Source organism: Paenibacillus sp. NPDC093718 (genome assembly GCF_050279985.1).
Lineage (GTDB): Bacteria > Bacillota > Bacilli > Paenibacillales > Paenibacillaceae > Paenibacillus_AQ.
Genome location: NZ_JBNNUS010000011.1, coordinates 154,149 through 168,312, shown reverse-complemented (window position 1 = coordinate 168,312; position 14,164 = coordinate 154,149). Strand labels below are relative to the sequence as shown.

General features: G+C 51.3%; 15 protein-coding genes and 1 other annotated feature (1 of these 16 running past the window's edge). Of the genes, 6 read left to right on the top strand and 9 right to left on the bottom strand.

Annotation, left to right across the window (positions count from 1 at the left end; all coding sequences use genetic code 11):
- Window positions 1–186 (bottom strand) — a binding site (T-box leader) (it extends 156 nt beyond the left edge of the window).
- Between the two features lie 520 nt (window positions 187–706).
- From tsaD to tsaE, 4 genes are read right to left on the bottom strand one after another with little or no spacing between them, the layout of a single operon-like run.
- Window positions 707–1,756 (bottom strand): tRNA (adenosine(37)-N6)-threonylcarbamoyltransferase complex transferase subunit TsaD, encoded by a 1,050-nt coding sequence (gene tsaD, locus ACQKPA_RS27360; RefSeq protein WP_427495593.1) that lies wholly within the window; start codon window positions 1,754–1,756, stop codon window positions 707–709.
- Window positions 1,753–2,277 carry a ribosomal protein S18-alanine N-acetyltransferase gene (gene rimI / locus ACQKPA_RS27355; RefSeq protein ID WP_427495592.1) on the bottom strand — a complete coding sequence of 175 codons (525 nt, stop codon included), beginning with the start codon at window positions 2,275–2,277 and terminating at the stop codon, window positions 1,753–1,755. Before rimI ends, tsaD begins: the two co-directional genes overlap by 4 nt.
- Before the next feature lie 19 nt (window positions 2,278–2,296).
- Window positions 2,297–3,088: a tRNA (adenosine(37)-N6)-threonylcarbamoyltransferase complex dimerization subunit type 1 TsaB gene (gene tsaB, locus ACQKPA_RS27350; RefSeq protein ID WP_427495591.1), complete on the bottom strand. Its 792-nt coding sequence runs from the start codon at window positions 3,086–3,088 to the stop codon at window positions 2,297–2,299.
- Window positions 3,075–3,545: a tRNA (adenosine(37)-N6)-threonylcarbamoyltransferase complex ATPase subunit type 1 TsaE gene (gene tsaE / locus ACQKPA_RS27345; RefSeq protein WP_427495660.1), complete on the bottom strand. Its 471-nt coding sequence runs from the start codon at window positions 3,543–3,545 to the stop codon at window positions 3,075–3,077. Before tsaE ends, tsaB begins: the two co-directional genes overlap by 14 nt.
- Before the next feature lie 251 nt (window positions 3,546–3,796).
- Here tsaE and ACQKPA_RS27340 point away from each other — a divergent pair, with 251 nt between their 5' ends.
- Window positions 3,797–4,978 (top strand): epoxide hydrolase family protein, encoded by a 1,182-nt coding sequence (locus ACQKPA_RS27340; RefSeq protein WP_427495590.1) that lies wholly within the window; start codon window positions 3,797–3,799, stop codon window positions 4,976–4,978.
- A 115-nt stretch (window positions 4,979–5,093) separates the two neighbouring features.
- Here ACQKPA_RS27340 and ACQKPA_RS27335 read toward each other — a convergent pair whose 3' ends face one another.
- A complete protein-coding gene (locus ACQKPA_RS27335) occupies window positions 5,094–5,276 on the bottom strand; it encodes an H-type small acid-soluble spore protein (RefSeq protein WP_427495589.1) in 183 nt (60 codons plus the stop codon).
- Between the two features lie 4 nt (window positions 5,277–5,280).
- The gene (locus ACQKPA_RS27330) at window positions 5,281–5,568 is read right to left on the bottom strand and encodes a hypothetical protein (RefSeq protein ID WP_427495588.1); all 288 of its coding nucleotides are present in this window, start codon (window positions 5,566–5,568) and stop codon (window positions 5,281–5,283) included.
- 208 nt (window positions 5,569–5,776) lie between these two features.
- Here ACQKPA_RS27330 and ACQKPA_RS27325 point away from each other — a divergent pair, with 208 nt between their 5' ends.
- From ACQKPA_RS27325 to ligD, 3 genes are read left to right on the top strand one after another with little or no spacing between them, the layout of a single operon-like run.
- Window positions 5,777–6,706 carry a Ku protein gene (locus tag ACQKPA_RS27325; RefSeq protein WP_100539127.1) on the top strand — a complete coding sequence of 310 codons (930 nt, stop codon included), beginning with the start codon at window positions 5,777–5,779 and terminating at the stop codon, window positions 6,704–6,706.
- A 14-nt stretch (window positions 6,707–6,720) separates the two neighbouring features.
- The gene (locus ACQKPA_RS27320; protein ID WP_427495587.1) at window positions 6,721–7,617 is read left to right on the top strand and encodes a DNA ligase; all 897 of its coding nucleotides are present in this window, start codon (window positions 6,721–6,723) and stop codon (window positions 7,615–7,617) included.
- 5 nt (window positions 7,618–7,622) lie between these two features.
- Window positions 7,623–8,540 carry a non-homologous end-joining DNA ligase gene (gene ligD / locus ACQKPA_RS27315; protein ID WP_260067935.1) on the top strand — a complete coding sequence of 306 codons (918 nt, stop codon included), beginning with the start codon at window positions 7,623–7,625 and terminating at the stop codon, window positions 8,538–8,540.
- Here the strand turns inward: ligD and ACQKPA_RS27310 are convergent.
- The gene (locus tag ACQKPA_RS27310) at window positions 8,523–9,614 is read right to left on the bottom strand and encodes a radical SAM protein (RefSeq protein WP_427495586.1); all 1,092 of its coding nucleotides are present in this window, start codon (window positions 9,612–9,614) and stop codon (window positions 8,523–8,525) included. The two genes, ligD and ACQKPA_RS27310, sit on opposite strands and share 18 nt — an antisense overlap.
- Window positions 9,615–9,840: 226 nt before the next feature.
- Between ACQKPA_RS27310 and ACQKPA_RS27305 the strand changes: the two genes are divergently transcribed.
- Window positions 9,841–10,416, top strand: coding sequence for a TetR/AcrR family transcriptional regulator (locus ACQKPA_RS27305; RefSeq protein WP_427495585.1), 576 nt, complete (start codon window positions 9,841–9,843; stop codon window positions 10,414–10,416).
- A 49-nt stretch (window positions 10,417–10,465) separates the two neighbouring features.
- Window positions 10,466–11,536: a serine hydrolase domain-containing protein gene (locus ACQKPA_RS27300; protein ID WP_427495584.1), complete on the top strand. Its 1,071-nt coding sequence runs from the start codon at window positions 10,466–10,468 to the stop codon at window positions 11,534–11,536.
- A 62-nt stretch (window positions 11,537–11,598) separates the two neighbouring features.
- Here ACQKPA_RS27300 and ACQKPA_RS27295 read toward each other — a convergent pair whose 3' ends face one another.
- Both ACQKPA_RS27295 and cls read right to left on the bottom strand, forming a co-directional pair.
- Window positions 11,599–12,516: a YitT family protein gene (locus ACQKPA_RS27295; protein WP_427495583.1), complete on the bottom strand. Its 918-nt coding sequence runs from the start codon at window positions 12,514–12,516 to the stop codon at window positions 11,599–11,601.
- Between the two features lie 159 nt (window positions 12,517–12,675).
- Window positions 12,676–14,106: a cardiolipin synthase gene (cls, locus tag ACQKPA_RS27290; RefSeq protein WP_427495582.1), complete on the bottom strand. Its 1,431-nt coding sequence runs from the start codon at window positions 14,104–14,106 to the stop codon at window positions 12,676–12,678.
- Window positions 14,107–14,164 lie beyond the last annotated feature (58 nt).

Genomic DNA, 14,164 nt, shown 5'->3' with positions numbered 1-14,164 from the left:
AAACTCCGTAAGAGAGTATAGCTGCATTCAGCGTCGTTGGTCTGTCTTGCTCCATCAACCGATGCGTGCTGCTGTTCCCCTCTTCCGCTCCCGGGCGAGATTCGAAGGTTGCTGCCGCTGCGTTCCACCAAACCCGCAGCTCTCTGTAGACGGCTCCCTTGTACTGCTCCCGTTCATTGCGTTTATTCGATATGTTGTTATGCTGACTATCATATCCTTCGGATCACCGTACCCGGAGATTCCGCTTTTATCTGCGGATTGGAAGTGAAGCTCTTTATCAGATTGATTCGTATTTAGCTGTCCAAGCATGCAAAAAAGCCTGCCATCTCTTATTCAAGAGACGACAGGCTATCCTATCGCGGTACCACTCTTGTTGACTCTAAGCTCCCGGGATTATCAATGCTGTCTCCCGGACCTAAAGCCCCCTCAGATCGCCAAACCACAAATGATTTGTGCGCAGCCATTCTCACGGAGGCCATCCCGTAGCAAGGTCAAACTCCGCAATTCAATCCGTGCTTGATCGCACTTCGCTGCGCAAGGTTCCCCAGCTCCGCTCCCAGGTGAGTTCAGGTCCCTCACGTCTGCGTTGCACCGTCCCGCAGCTCTCTTCATCCAAGGTTCACCTTACTGGTCCTGTTCTTCGCGTTTCAACATTCTGGAATTTGATCAAGATTATACTTCCTATACAAATACGTGTCAAGTGGCTTTAGCTTAATGGCTCCGCCCATAGCTCCAGCGACATTTGAGGGTCGGCCTTCATATCGAGCGGCGTAAAGCTCCCCTGCTTCCATTTCAGATGCGCCGCGGCAGCTATCATCGCTCCGTTATCGGTACAATACTGAAATGGCGGGATCGTCAGCAATATCCCTTCCTGCTCGGAGCGTTCAGCCAAGGCTTTACGGAGTCCGCGATTGGCGGCAACGCCGCCGCACAGCAGCAGCTGCTTGGCATCATATGCTCTGACCGCGCGAACCGCCTTTTCCACGAGCACTTCGACCACTGATTCCTGGAAACCCCGGGCTATCGCTTCCGTCCGGACTTCCTCTCCACGCATTTTGCTCTGATTGACAACATTTAATACAGCCGATTTCAGACCGCTGAAACTGAAGTCGTAGGAATCCGGCTCCAGCCATACGCGGGGAAGCTCCACGACCTCCTCGGCCTCCAATGCCATTCGGTCAACATGCGGACCCCCGGGATACGGGAAGCCAAGCGCCCTGGCCACCTTGTCGTACGCTTCGCCAACCGCATCATCCCGCGTCCTGCCGATCAACTCAAAGCTGCCTTCGTCTTTCATGTAGACCAGTTCGGTGTGACCGCCGGAAACAACCAGCGCCATGCAAGGGTAAGCGATATCTCCCACAAAACGATTGGCATAGATATGACCCGCAATATGATGCGTGCCAATCAGCGGCTTGCTAAGCGCAAACGCCAGGCTTTTAGCAGCCATAACGCCAACGAGAAGCGCTCCAACCAGGCCAGGACCCTGTGTTACGGCGATCGCCGACAAATCCTTCATTTCAATGCCGGCCTCAGCTACGGCTTGTTCAATAATGAGCGTGATACTCTCCACATGCTTGCGGGAAGCCACCTCGGGCACCACCCCGCCAAAAGCTTTATGTGTTTCAATCTGGCTGGCAATGACACTGGACAAAACCTCGCAGCCATCCTTCACAACGGCCACCGAGGTTTCATCGCAGCTCGTTTCTATCGCCAATATGCAGCTGTGCTGCCGGTCTACTCTTTCTTCATTCATGATAGCCTTAGACTTCCTTCCTCGCCTTCGTCCTCCCGATAAGGGGGCAGATCTGCCCACATGATGAGTGCGTCTTCCTGATTATCGGAATAATACCCCTTTCGGACACCGGCTGGTTTAAACCCTTTTTTGATATATAAGTGCTGGGCAACGTGATTGGATACCCGAACTTCCAGCGTCATTTTCTCCATTCCCATATAGGCAGCAGTCTTCATCAATTCCGTAAGCAGACGATCGCCCCACTTGCGTCCGCGGTACTGCTCCAGAAGCGCAATATTCGTAACGTGTGCTTCATCCACGATCGTCCACATGCCTGCATATCCTACCGTTTTGCCTTCGTACTCCATAATCATATAACGGGCAAAATGATTCAGTTTCAGCTCATTGTGAAAAGCTTCCTCGGTCCAGGGCACGGTGAACGCTTCGCGCTCCACCACGAGGACCTCCGGAATATCCTCCAGGGTCATCAACCGAAAGGACAAACCGTCTTCACCATCTACCGGCTTCTTCTGCTGATCCATGACGAATCCAACGCTCCCTTCACCGCTTACGCAGCAGGTTCGCTTCCGCTTCGGAAAGCTGTGTATAGTTGGGTATTAGTGTATGCACATCATCCGCTTCCCCAGCGAGCAATCTGGCTGCTCCCAAGTACCCCATCCAGCGGCCTTCAAGCGAGTACGGATGAATATGCAGCCGGTCTCCAAACCACGGCTCAAGCCCGCGGGCGGTTTCGGCATGGAGCTCCACTTCCCCAATAAACCAAAGGCAAACAGGGCGTTCCTCTTCAGGCAGCTTGCTGATACGTTCCTTAATGGCTTCCACCCAGGATTGCATCAGGCGAATACCGTCTGCCTCCAGGCGTATCGGTGCACTCTCCTTGCTCTCTGAATCGGCAGCGAATAATGCCGTGTACACTTGACCCCGTCTTGCATCCAGCAGCGGAATGATCCAGTGGACTCCATTCTTTAGCTCGGCTTGATGCCATCCGGAATTCAGGCCCCCCCATGCCAAGGCATGCAGGCTGGATACCCCGACAACCGGGATGCGATTAGCCCATGCCAATGTTTTGGCGGCCGTTACCGCAATCCGGATCCCTGTATAAGATCCCGGCCCTACTCCCACGGCAATGCCGTCCATCTGGTCCATGCCGAGGCCTGCTTCAGCAAGCGCCTGTGCCATCACCGGATGCAGATGCACCGAGTGATTGCGGTCTGCGTTCGTGTTCACTTCCGACAGCAGCTTGTCCTGCTCCATCACGGATACCGCCAGCGACGCCGTAGACGTATCCAGCGCCAAAAACCGCTGCTGCGGCTTCATGTCATTGTTGTTCATTCCAGCTACCCCATTTTTCATTCAAATCCCGGCACCACTCGCCATAGGGCTCGCCCTGGCTTGAAAGTGTGATCGTCCGGTGCATTTCGCCTGTCGTTTCAAGCTGGATATGCAGATACCGTTCAGGCAACAGCTCAGTGATCAGGCTGCTCCACTCCACGAGACAAACCCCTTCGCCAAAAAAATACTCGTCCAGCCCGAGCTCATCCGCTTCATCAATCGACAAACGGTACACATCCATATGGTAGAGCGGCAGACGCCCCTCATATTCTTTAATAATCGTAAATGTCGGGCTATTCACAACCCCGTTCACACCAAGGTGCTGTGCAAATTGTTGGGAGAATGCCGTTTTTCCTGCTCCAAGATCCCCGTCCAGTCCGATGACAGTCCCTGGCTCCGCTCTAGCGGCCAGCCAAGCAGCAAGCTGCTCCGTCTCCTCCAGACTGCTTGAAATCATTCGAAACTGGCCCTCCGTACGGCCATTGTTCACTGATAACCCACCCTTTACTTAGTTTGCCCATATCTCAAAATACTTGATCTTCATTATATCGGTCCTCCCAACCCGCTGCAAGAACATGAGTTTCGCCTTCATAACTCAGGTGAGAAAAAGAAACGTCAAACCAGGTTTCAAACACTGACACTACGTAGTCAATTATCAGACATTATAGTGAGACCATAACGATGATAAAAGATTTGAGGAGGATTATGATGAACCGCACGAATGTATCGAATACAGCCCCATATTCAGAAGAAACCATACTTCCATTTCGCATTCAAATTCCAGAGTCGGACCTGCTTGACCTTAAGGAACGTTTAACCCGCACTCGCTGGCCTGATGACCTGGAGGATCATCAATGGGAATATGGCACGCCGCTGTCTTACCTGAAAAAGTTATCCACCTATTGGGAGGAAGTTTATGACTGGCGTAAATATGAAGCCATGTTGAATGAATTCCCACAATTCATGACCACCATCGATGGGCAAAACATTCACTTCCTGCATGTTCGCTCCCCTGAGCCTGATGCGCTTCCTCTAATCATAACCCATGGATGGCCCGGATCGATTGTGGAGTTTACCCGTATGATTGAACCGCTCACCAATCCCGGCAAGTACGGTGGAAACCCGTCCGATGCATTTCATCTCGTGATCCCGTCCCTCCCAGGCTTCGGCTTTTCCGGGCACACCACCGAACGCGGATGGAACATCGAGCGTGTCGCTAAAGTGTGGGATGAATTAATGCGCCGCCTGGGCTATGAACGATATGGAGCACAGGGGGGCGATACCGGGAGCATGGTTTCAGCGGAACTAGGCCGGATCGCTGCAGAGCGAATCGTTGGCGTACATTGTAACGGTCTGTCGGTGTTTCCAACCGGAGATCCGGCTGAAAGCGAGAACCTTACAGCTGTAGAGAAACTACGCTATGATGAATTAGCCGGTGGCGGATTTGAAGGGTCCGGATATGCCATCCTTCAAGCGACCAGACCCCAGACACTTTCCTACGGCTTAACGGATTCCCCTGTTGGGCAGCTTGCATGGATTGTGGAGAAGTTTAAGGAGTGGACCGATCCAGCAGCAGATCTTCCCGAGGATGCGGTAGACCTTGAGCTCCTTCTTACGAATGTCTCGATCTATTGGCTGACAGCAACGGCAGGCTCCTCCGCAAGAATCTATAAAGAAAGCTCCAACAATTGGGGAGCGCCGGCACCATATTCCTCAGTACCTACCGGCGTGGCGGTGTTCCCCAAGGATCTATCTATTCGCAGTATGGTAGAGCAGCAGTACAATGTCGTCCATTGGTCAGAGTTTGACCGCGGCGGCCATTTCGCCGCATTGGAAGCTCCTGATCTGCTGACGGAAGATATCCGGTTATTTTTCAGAGAGATTCGTTAACGGCGCCGACAACACAAACACACCTTATCCGGGTTCCAATGTACGACGTCCCGAGCAAGGTGTGTTTTTTCGTGTTTATTACAGTTACCCGGAATTCTTGAGGCCCTGCAATAAGCTATTCGCCTTCTTTTAGCCGGTCTACGTTTACGGTCAGCGTATTGGTCGGACCGGAGCCAACCTGGACGGTGGCCATTCCGTTCTGCTGATCCACATGCTCGATCCACACGGACTCCCCTTCCAGGTTGACCTTGTAAATATCCTTGGAGTTAAAAATCTCTACCGCGCGCTGTATCTCCATACGTTTAATCCTCCTTCTCCCAATTTCTTGGCGATTCGTCCACGATGTCCATCGTATCGGTTGTGGAAGGGCCGATCAGCCCATTATCTATGGTGACATTGCCTCCGCCAAGGCCTTCGTTGATCATCCGGTCAATATCGAACATCGTAGATTCCCGAGAGATCTCGCTCTCCTCCGAGGTCAGGCTGTTCCAATCCACCATGTCCCCGTTCACCGATTCTGCAGCGGAATGATCCGAGGCTCTGTCCTTCTGTAACTCTTCCGACGTTTCGGTTTCTCTAGGCTCCGTCATGACGAAATTTCCTCCTTATACAGGCATCGTTCAACGTCAATATGCCACAAACAGGTTCTATTTATGCAATCCTGAGCTATAACTCATACTAGAGTCTTTTTTTGGGCACACTGATAGAGGTAGTACAAAAAAGTCATAGTAGTCGTTTATTACGTTTACTACACGGTCATACCCAAACATATTAGAATTTGATAGGAGGTTTCATAGAATGCATACGGTATGGAAGGGCGCGATCAGCTTTGGTCTGGTGCATGTGCCTGTCAAGATGTTCTCGGCCACGGAAGATAAGGATATTTCGATGCGGTACATTCATAAGGAGTGCGGCAGCCCCCTCTCTTACATCCGCAAATGTCCGGTATGTGAAGAGGAAGTGGCCTGGGAGGAAATTACGAAGGGATACGAGTATGAGAAGGGGAAATTCGTGCTCTTCGAAAAAGAGGAACTGGAGCAGCTGGCGGAACAGAACAGCAAAAACATAACGATTCTGGACTTTGTTGATCTGACCGAAATTGACCCGATTTATTTTCAAAAGACATACTACCTCTCGCCGGATCAAGCAGGCGCAAACGCATACCGGCTCCTGCTGGAGGCGATGAAGCAGTCCGGCAAAATCGGCATCGCCAAAATCGCCATTCGCTCGAAGAGCAGTCTGGCCGCGATCCGGGTGCTCGATGAATGCTTGTCGATCGAGACGATTTTCTACCCGGATGAGATCCGGCCGATCTCCCAGGTCCCGAATTTGCCTGAAAGAACCGAGGTCAACTCCAAGGAACTCGATATGGCCAAACTGCTGATTGACCAGCTGTCGACTCCCTTTGACCCTGAGAAATATACGGATGATTATCGGGAACGTCTGCTGGATCTGATCAACGCCAAAGTATCCGGCGAAGAGATCAAGATTGCCCCTGCCCGTCAGGAGACCAACGTTGTCGATCTGATGGCTGCCCTCCAGGCAAGCATCGAAGCCGTAAAGCCGATCGGAACGGATCCGGGCACCAAACCGAAGCCGCGTAAAACGACCCGGAAGACGGCAGCCAAAGAACCTGCTGCCAAGGTCAGCGGCGGAGAAGGCGAGCTTGACGCACCGAAGCCGAAGCGCCGGACAACCAAATCCAAGAAAACCGACTCCACATCCTGATCCGTATGGGACAAATGCAGAATCTGCTGCCCAAAGAGCCGATGGCACCGATCTCGACGGATCAGATCACGACGGGCGAGGATTGGGGTTATCAGCTGAAATGGGACGGTGTGCGCATACTGGCCGGACTTGATCAAAACCGCGTATCGCTATATTCCCGCAAGCTGCTCGATAAAACGTCGCTGTATCCCGAAGTCGTTCAGGCATTATCCGGCTTGCATGAACGGCGTCTTCTTTTGGATGGTGAGGTTGTCTATTTTCATCCCGAGCTGGGTCGTCCCGTGTTTCAGAAGGTTCTTCAGCGGGAGCGTTCGCGTGCGATCAGCACGAACGCTCCTCTGTTTACTTATGTTCTCTTCGATATTCTGGTGGACGGCGACCAAGACTTGCGTAAGCTGCCCTATCTTGAACGTCACCACCGCCTGAAGGAGATTGTTTCCGACACGCCGGGCCTGCTGACCGCGGATCTGTTTCTTGAAGGCGAGCATTTATGGAATTGGGCCGAAGCACGGGGATGGGAGGGCATTGTAATGAAGCGTCTTTCCTCTCCTTATCGTGAAGGCAAAAAACACCGGGATTGGTACAAGAAAAAGATTGCCGTGAACATGACAGCCACCGCCGTCGCCATGATCATCAGGGAAGGCCGTGTGGCCAGCCTTGTCATTGCCGATGACGATGGCAATTACATCGGCCGTGCCTCCCTGGGGCTTAATGAGCAGACGAAGAAGAGGCTGCTGCAATATGCCGAAATGCATCGTGCTGACGCGATATGGAGTACGCTCCATACCGACCTGAAGAAGGAACAGCTGGCCTGGCTTAGCCAGCCGCTTTCAGTTCAGGTCACATTTCTCGAGTGGAGTCAGGATGGCATGATGCGCCATCCCAAACTCGTATCGATTGAGGGGGTGTAAACCATATGGCTCGTACCGTCAAAGGCACCCTGACGATCGAGGGACAGGAGATTCAAATTACGAATCCAGACAAACCGCTTTGGCCGGAAGTCGGCATTACCAAAGCGATGTATCTGCAAAAGCTTGCGGCCATCTCCCCGTTCCTGCTCCGGTACTGCCGGGGCAGGCTGCTCACGACCATCCGGTATCCGCACGGAGCCGAAGGCGAGTCCTTCTATCAGAAAAATGCGCCGGAGCCGCTGCCTCCCTTTGTTCAGACCTATGTGCACGAAAATATTAACTACGTGCTGCTCAACGGACTGCCGGAGCTGCTCTGGCTGGGGAATCTGGCTGCGCTTGAGTTTCACCCTTCACTGCACCTCGCAGGCAGCAATCTGCCCTGCGAATGGATGATTGATCTGGATCCAACGCTGCCGGAGGAGCCGCGCATCATGGAGGCGACTGCCATTGTAGGGGACGTACTGAGCTCGTTGGGCCTGTCCTCCGTCCCGAAAACCTCAGGTGCTACCGGGGTCCAGATCATCGTCCCCATTCAGGAAGGCATTACGTTCGATGAACTTCGAACGGTCGGCCAATTCGTGGGGCAATATGTAACCGAGAAGTTCCCCAAGCTGTTCACCATTGAACGGCTGAAGAAGAATCGCGGCGATAAAATCTACTTCGATTATCTTCAGCATTACAGCGGAAGGACACTCGCCGCTCCTTATACCCCGCGGGCCAGGCGGCTGGGGACCGTCTCTACGCCGCTCACTTGGGACGAGGTCCGTCAGGACGTTTCTCCCACGGAGTTTCATCTGCTGAACATCGAGGAACGGCTAAGAGAGAAGGGGGACCTGCTGCAGACCCTGCCTCCTCAACCGATAGAGAACGTCATCCGACATCTGAAGCCACAAGGAAAGGCGGCGTCAAAAAGGAAAGGATAGCTGCTCAACATCCGGCATAAGCTCCTCCCCGGAGACCGGCGCGGCCGGTTGCGGCAGCTTCCTTGGCTGTGCAGGAGCAGCCAAATCCTGCGCTGAACGAAGTTGATCGCGAGCGCCTTCCACCTGCGCCCCATCCTCTTGAGAAGTCCCGCTTCCGATCGTCCCGGACTGGCTCACGCCAGCAGCAGATGCCCCCGGGGTCAGTCCATTCAGATCACATTCGTTCAGCAGCCTGGCTGCCATCGACTTGAAGGAACGTACGTAATGCTCTTCGGCATATGCGCCCTGCGCATATAACTCACGGTAAGGCTGAACCACTTCAGGAAACTGGTGTTTCAGTGTTTCGATATACCATTTCTTCACATCGCGTGAGAGTCTCAGCAGCGAGATCATGGCAAAGGAAACGCCCCTTACCTTCGCCTGCGACATAAGCTCCCTCAGCTCCGATTCCTTATCCGTCAAAAAGGGCAGCACAGGCGCCACAAACAAACCCGTTCTTATGCCTGCAGCCGATAATCGGTGGATCGTATCGAGCCTGCCCTCCGGATGAGGCGATGCCGGCTCCAGCTTCCGGATGACGTCCCCATTCAGCGTGTTGAGGCTCATGTTGACGGATACATTCTCCATCCGGGTCAATATGTCCATATCCCTGAGCACGAGCGGAGATCGCGTTGTAATGCTCGTGGAGATGCGGTATTTAGCTAGCAGCTTCAGGCACTCCCGCGTAATGCCCTCCTTGCTCTCGATCGGCTGATACGGATCGGTTGCCGTACCGATCGTAACCTGTCCTATCGATCTCCGCATCGCTTCAATATCATGATCAAACTTCCTTGCTGCACTCGATAACTGCTTCTCCAGCGCTTCCGCTGCATTCGACTTCATAAAGATATGATGCTGAAACTCATCCTCTGCCCCCATTCCGATAAAGGACTGGAAAGCGCGAGCATAACAAAAGCTGCAGCCATGCCCGCACCCGCGGTACGGATTGATGGACCAATCGAAGGGCATCCTCTCTTCCTTCACTCTATTTAAAGTCTGTTTGGTGGTTATACGTTCATATTGCGTACGAGCCATTCCTCTTCCTCCCCTCTGATCCTGTATTGTTATCTTGAATTATTTCATATTTTAACAAACATATGTTCTTATTATAAGTGGATTTTACTGGATTTACAAACCAACCTCCACCACGCTTCGTGGTAACCGGTTGAACTCCGTCCATTTACGCTTTATAATCATTAAATATCATGTGATATGTATCAACTGTTCCACATATAAATTATCTAAGGAGTTGCAGACAGTCATGGCACCGAAAACGAGGTTCACCAAACAAGATATCGTGCTAGCCGCATTTGACATTGCCAAGACCGATGGGATCGAGTCCATTACGATTCGTAAAGTAGCTGAACGTCTGGGCAGCTCCATCGCGCCGATCTATGTCAATTTCAACGATGCTGAAGAACTGATTCAACAGGTCGTCGAAAAGACCTTCCAGGTTGCCCGAGGATTGATTACAGAGCAAAAGTCCGGTCAGCCCTTCCGGGATATCGGCATGGCAAGTCTCCGATTCGCCAAGGAATACCCTGTGCTCTACCGGGATTTGATAATGAAGAACAATCCCCACATGAAGAATACCCCCGAACAAATTCGTGAGGTTATCGGGTTAATGAAGTTGGATCCAGAGCTTGCGGGATTTTCTGATCAGGAGCTGCAATCTATTTTATTGAAAATGCAAACCTTTCAGACAGGTCTCTGTGTCATGCTAGCCAATGATCTGTTCACGGAGAGCGTTGATGACGACAAGATGATCCATATGATGGACGAGGCTGCTCAAGATTTCATACGTGCCGCTCGGTTGCGGAAACAGCAAGAGAAATGAATCTGCGTTAGGTGTCGATACATTTCGATCTATAGGAGGTATACGGAGAATGGGAAGAGCCCTGGAGCAGTCGCTTCTGGATGAATGGTTGGAACGGATCGCCAATAAAAAGAATGTGTTTAGCACGGTTCTGTGCGTCGAGGACCAGGAGCAATCACTATCCCTTGTCAGCAGCGGCGGGGCAATGAAGACTGAAGACCGCTACTTCAATGCCAGCGTGACCAAATTGTACGTGACAGCCGTAATATTGAAATTACGATCCAAGCAGCGGATTGGGCTCGATGATCCTATCGGCAAGTACCTCCCCGAAGAGATCATGACGGGACTCCATATGATGAAGAACAGGGATTACAGCAAAGAAATCACCGTAAAACAGTTAATGTCCAATACGTCAGGCATCCCGGACTATTTTTCTGGAAAGGTCTTCTCCGACCTCATCGCCGGGCATGATCAGGCTTGGAGTCTGGACAAAACATTGAATGCGGCCAGACGGCAAAAACCCAAATTCAAACCAGGCCAGAGAAATAAAGCCCAATATTCCGACACCAATTACCGGCTGCTTGGACGAATGATCGAGAATATCAAGGGCGAACCCATTCAGAACGTATTCAAGGAGTACATTTTCGACAGGCAGAATCTGACACAAACGTATTTTTTCCATGATCCCGAGGATACAAGCCCCGTTCCTTTCTATTATAAGAAAAAGCGTTTGGACCTTCCTCTGTACATGGCGTCAATCGGAGCGGAAGGCGGCATCGTCTCAACGGCAAGGGAAACGATGATGTTCCTGCGCTCCTTTTTTAACGGGGAACTGTTTCCGATAGGTGATCTGGATGAACTCCAGAGACAATGGAATTTTCTCTGGGCACCGGGCCCCTTTTTCTATGGTACCGGCATTTCAAGACAGCCGCTATCTCCATTCAGCCTGGGACGGGGACTCATCGGTCACTGGGGTCAATCCGGCGCATTTGCCTTCCATCACCCCGAATCAGGACTCTATTTCACCGGAACCGTGAACCAGGCTGTCGGTCAATCCGCGGCTGTGCAGGCGATGACAAGAATCATTCGTCATTATGGGCGGGAGAAGAAGACGCTTCACTTGCACACAGACAACCCCTAAACAAAAAAACGTTCCACCCGTGTTAACTCTCAACGTGGGTGGAACATAGCACTTCATGGTTATTAATGTATGGCCTTCTTCTTAAAACGGCCGCCCTTCACATCATGGATGTTACCGATGGCAACAAAAGCCTGGGAATCCCAATCTTCCACGATGGATTTGAGTTTCGCTTCTTCCAAACGGGTAATGACAACAAAGATAACCTTCTTGCTGTCCCCGGTATAAGCACCCTCTCCATCCAGATAGGTTACGCCGCGTCCCAAACGTTGGGTTAACGCATCACCGATCTCCTTATGCTTATCACTGATTATCCATACCGATTTGGATTGATCGATGCCTTCGATTGTAATGTCAATCAGTTTAAACGCCAGGTAATAAGCAATCAGCGAGTACATGGCATGATCCCAACCGAAAATAAATCCTGCGCTGCCCAGAATAAATACGTTAATGAACATCACGATTTCACCAACAGAGAACGGTGTCTTCTTGTTGATCAGAATGGCTACGATTTCCGTGCCGTCCAAGGAGCCGCCGGACCGGATTACAAGACCAACCCCGATCCCGAGCAGAACGCCGCCGAACACGGCCGCTAGCAGCGGATCGATGGTAATCGGATCGACCGGATGCAGAAAATAAGTTCCAATGGACATAACCACTACAGCGAACAGCGTGGATAATGCAAAAGTTTTCCCGATCTGTTTATATCCCATAAACAAAAATGGAAGGTTGAATAAGGTCAGGAATATACCAAGCGGAAAATCCGTGATATGGGAAACCATAATGGATATCCCGGTAATGCCTCCGTCAATAATTTTGTTGGGTACCAGAAAGATCTCCAGCCCTACTGCCATTAGTACTGCACCGAAAGTTAAGAACACCAGACGACGGAGAAGCTTCAAGGTGGTTGAGCCTGCCTTGGGATTCTCCGGCTTCTGCTGCTCCGCTTTCACTTGTGCAAGAATCTTCACATCACTTGACATAAATCTCCCCCGTTCAACTTATGAAAAATAAGTTAATTTATATTTATAAGTGAAACCCTTATAAATATTCTATCATATAAACAAATGCTGGACATAAAACTTTCAGGCTTCTTCCTGAATTTCACTTGTTTGCCCTGCATTCCGCGTAAGATGTTAAAGCTAAAGCATGGGAGACAGCATCCTGCATAATATTTCGGCAGCTTTCTGCCATCTTCCGCGCTGACGAAACACCTCCGGATCCATAAGCCTGCTCTGTTTGAGATCCTCCTTAAAATCCGCAACCAACCGCTCTATGGGCAGCTGATCAAACAGCACGGCGGTCAGCTCGAAATTACAGAAAAAACTCCGCATATCCATATTGGCCGTGCCGACCGAGCCGAGAAGCTCGTCCACAATGAGCACCTTGGCATGGATAAATCCTTTTTCATACTCGTAGAAGGTAACTCCCGCTGCCAGCAGCTCTTCCACATAAGACAAGCTCGCCATTTTCACAAAACGGGAATCCGCATGATCCGGAATAATGATCCGTACATCCACACCGCTCACCGCCGCCGTCTTCAGCGCCTCATATATTCCTTCATCCGGAATGAAATAAGGCGTGGTGATCCATATCCGTTCTTTGGCTACGGATATCGCCCCAAAGCACATCTCCTGGATGGCATTCCAGTTCAAATCCGGTCCGCTGCTCAATATTTGCACTTGCTCATCCCCGGTGCATTGATGCTCCGGGAACAGCCCGAAATCCGCAATGCGCTCTCCGGATGCGAGCTTCCAATCGTGCAGAAACACATTTTGAAGGAAGTAAACCGCATCGCCCTTTACCTCCAGATGCGTATCGCGCCAGTAGCCCATTTTCGGATATTCGCCCAGATAGTCGTCCCCGACGTTAATCCCGCCAAGAAAACCGATTATGCCATCCACCACGACGATTTTACGGTGATTCCGGTAATTGATTCTGCGGCTGAACATCGAAACCATGGCGGGCAGGAAGAAATAGAACTCCACTCCCGATTCCTTGAACCGCCGAATGAACGTTTTCTTGAGTTTATAACTGCCAAGCCCGTCACAAACCAGGCGTACCTTGACGCCTTCTTGCGCCTTTCGGATCATGACCTCCTGAAACTTCGTGCCAATCCGGTCATGACGAAAGATATAGAACTCCACATGGATGTGGTCTTTAGCTTGTTCCATAGCACTCAGCATGGCATCGTAAGTCTCTTCTCCATCCGTCAACACGCGGCTCTGATTACAGCCTGTAATCGGGCTCTCCGACAAGTGATTGAGCAGATTGAACAAACGGTCATTATGATGAAATTCCGGATTGTTCATGCCTTCCTTGTTCCGAACAACGGCGGCCCGATCCCACAAGTGTCCCCTAAGCTCCTGAAACTGTCTGGAGCCCCGCTTGCGAATCTTCAACCGCTTCTGATAGTCCCTAGCCACAAAGAAATAGAGTACAAACCCGATCAATGGGAGGCAAAATAAAATAAACAGCCAGGCCACGGCCTTGGACGGATTCCGAAACTCCAGCAACAGCACTGCAACCATCTGCAAAATAAAAGTAATAAGTGCAACCAGAAGCCACACCATACCGGCAGCCTCCTCACCATGAATAATAGTCGTATTTTGAATCGAATAACTACACTAC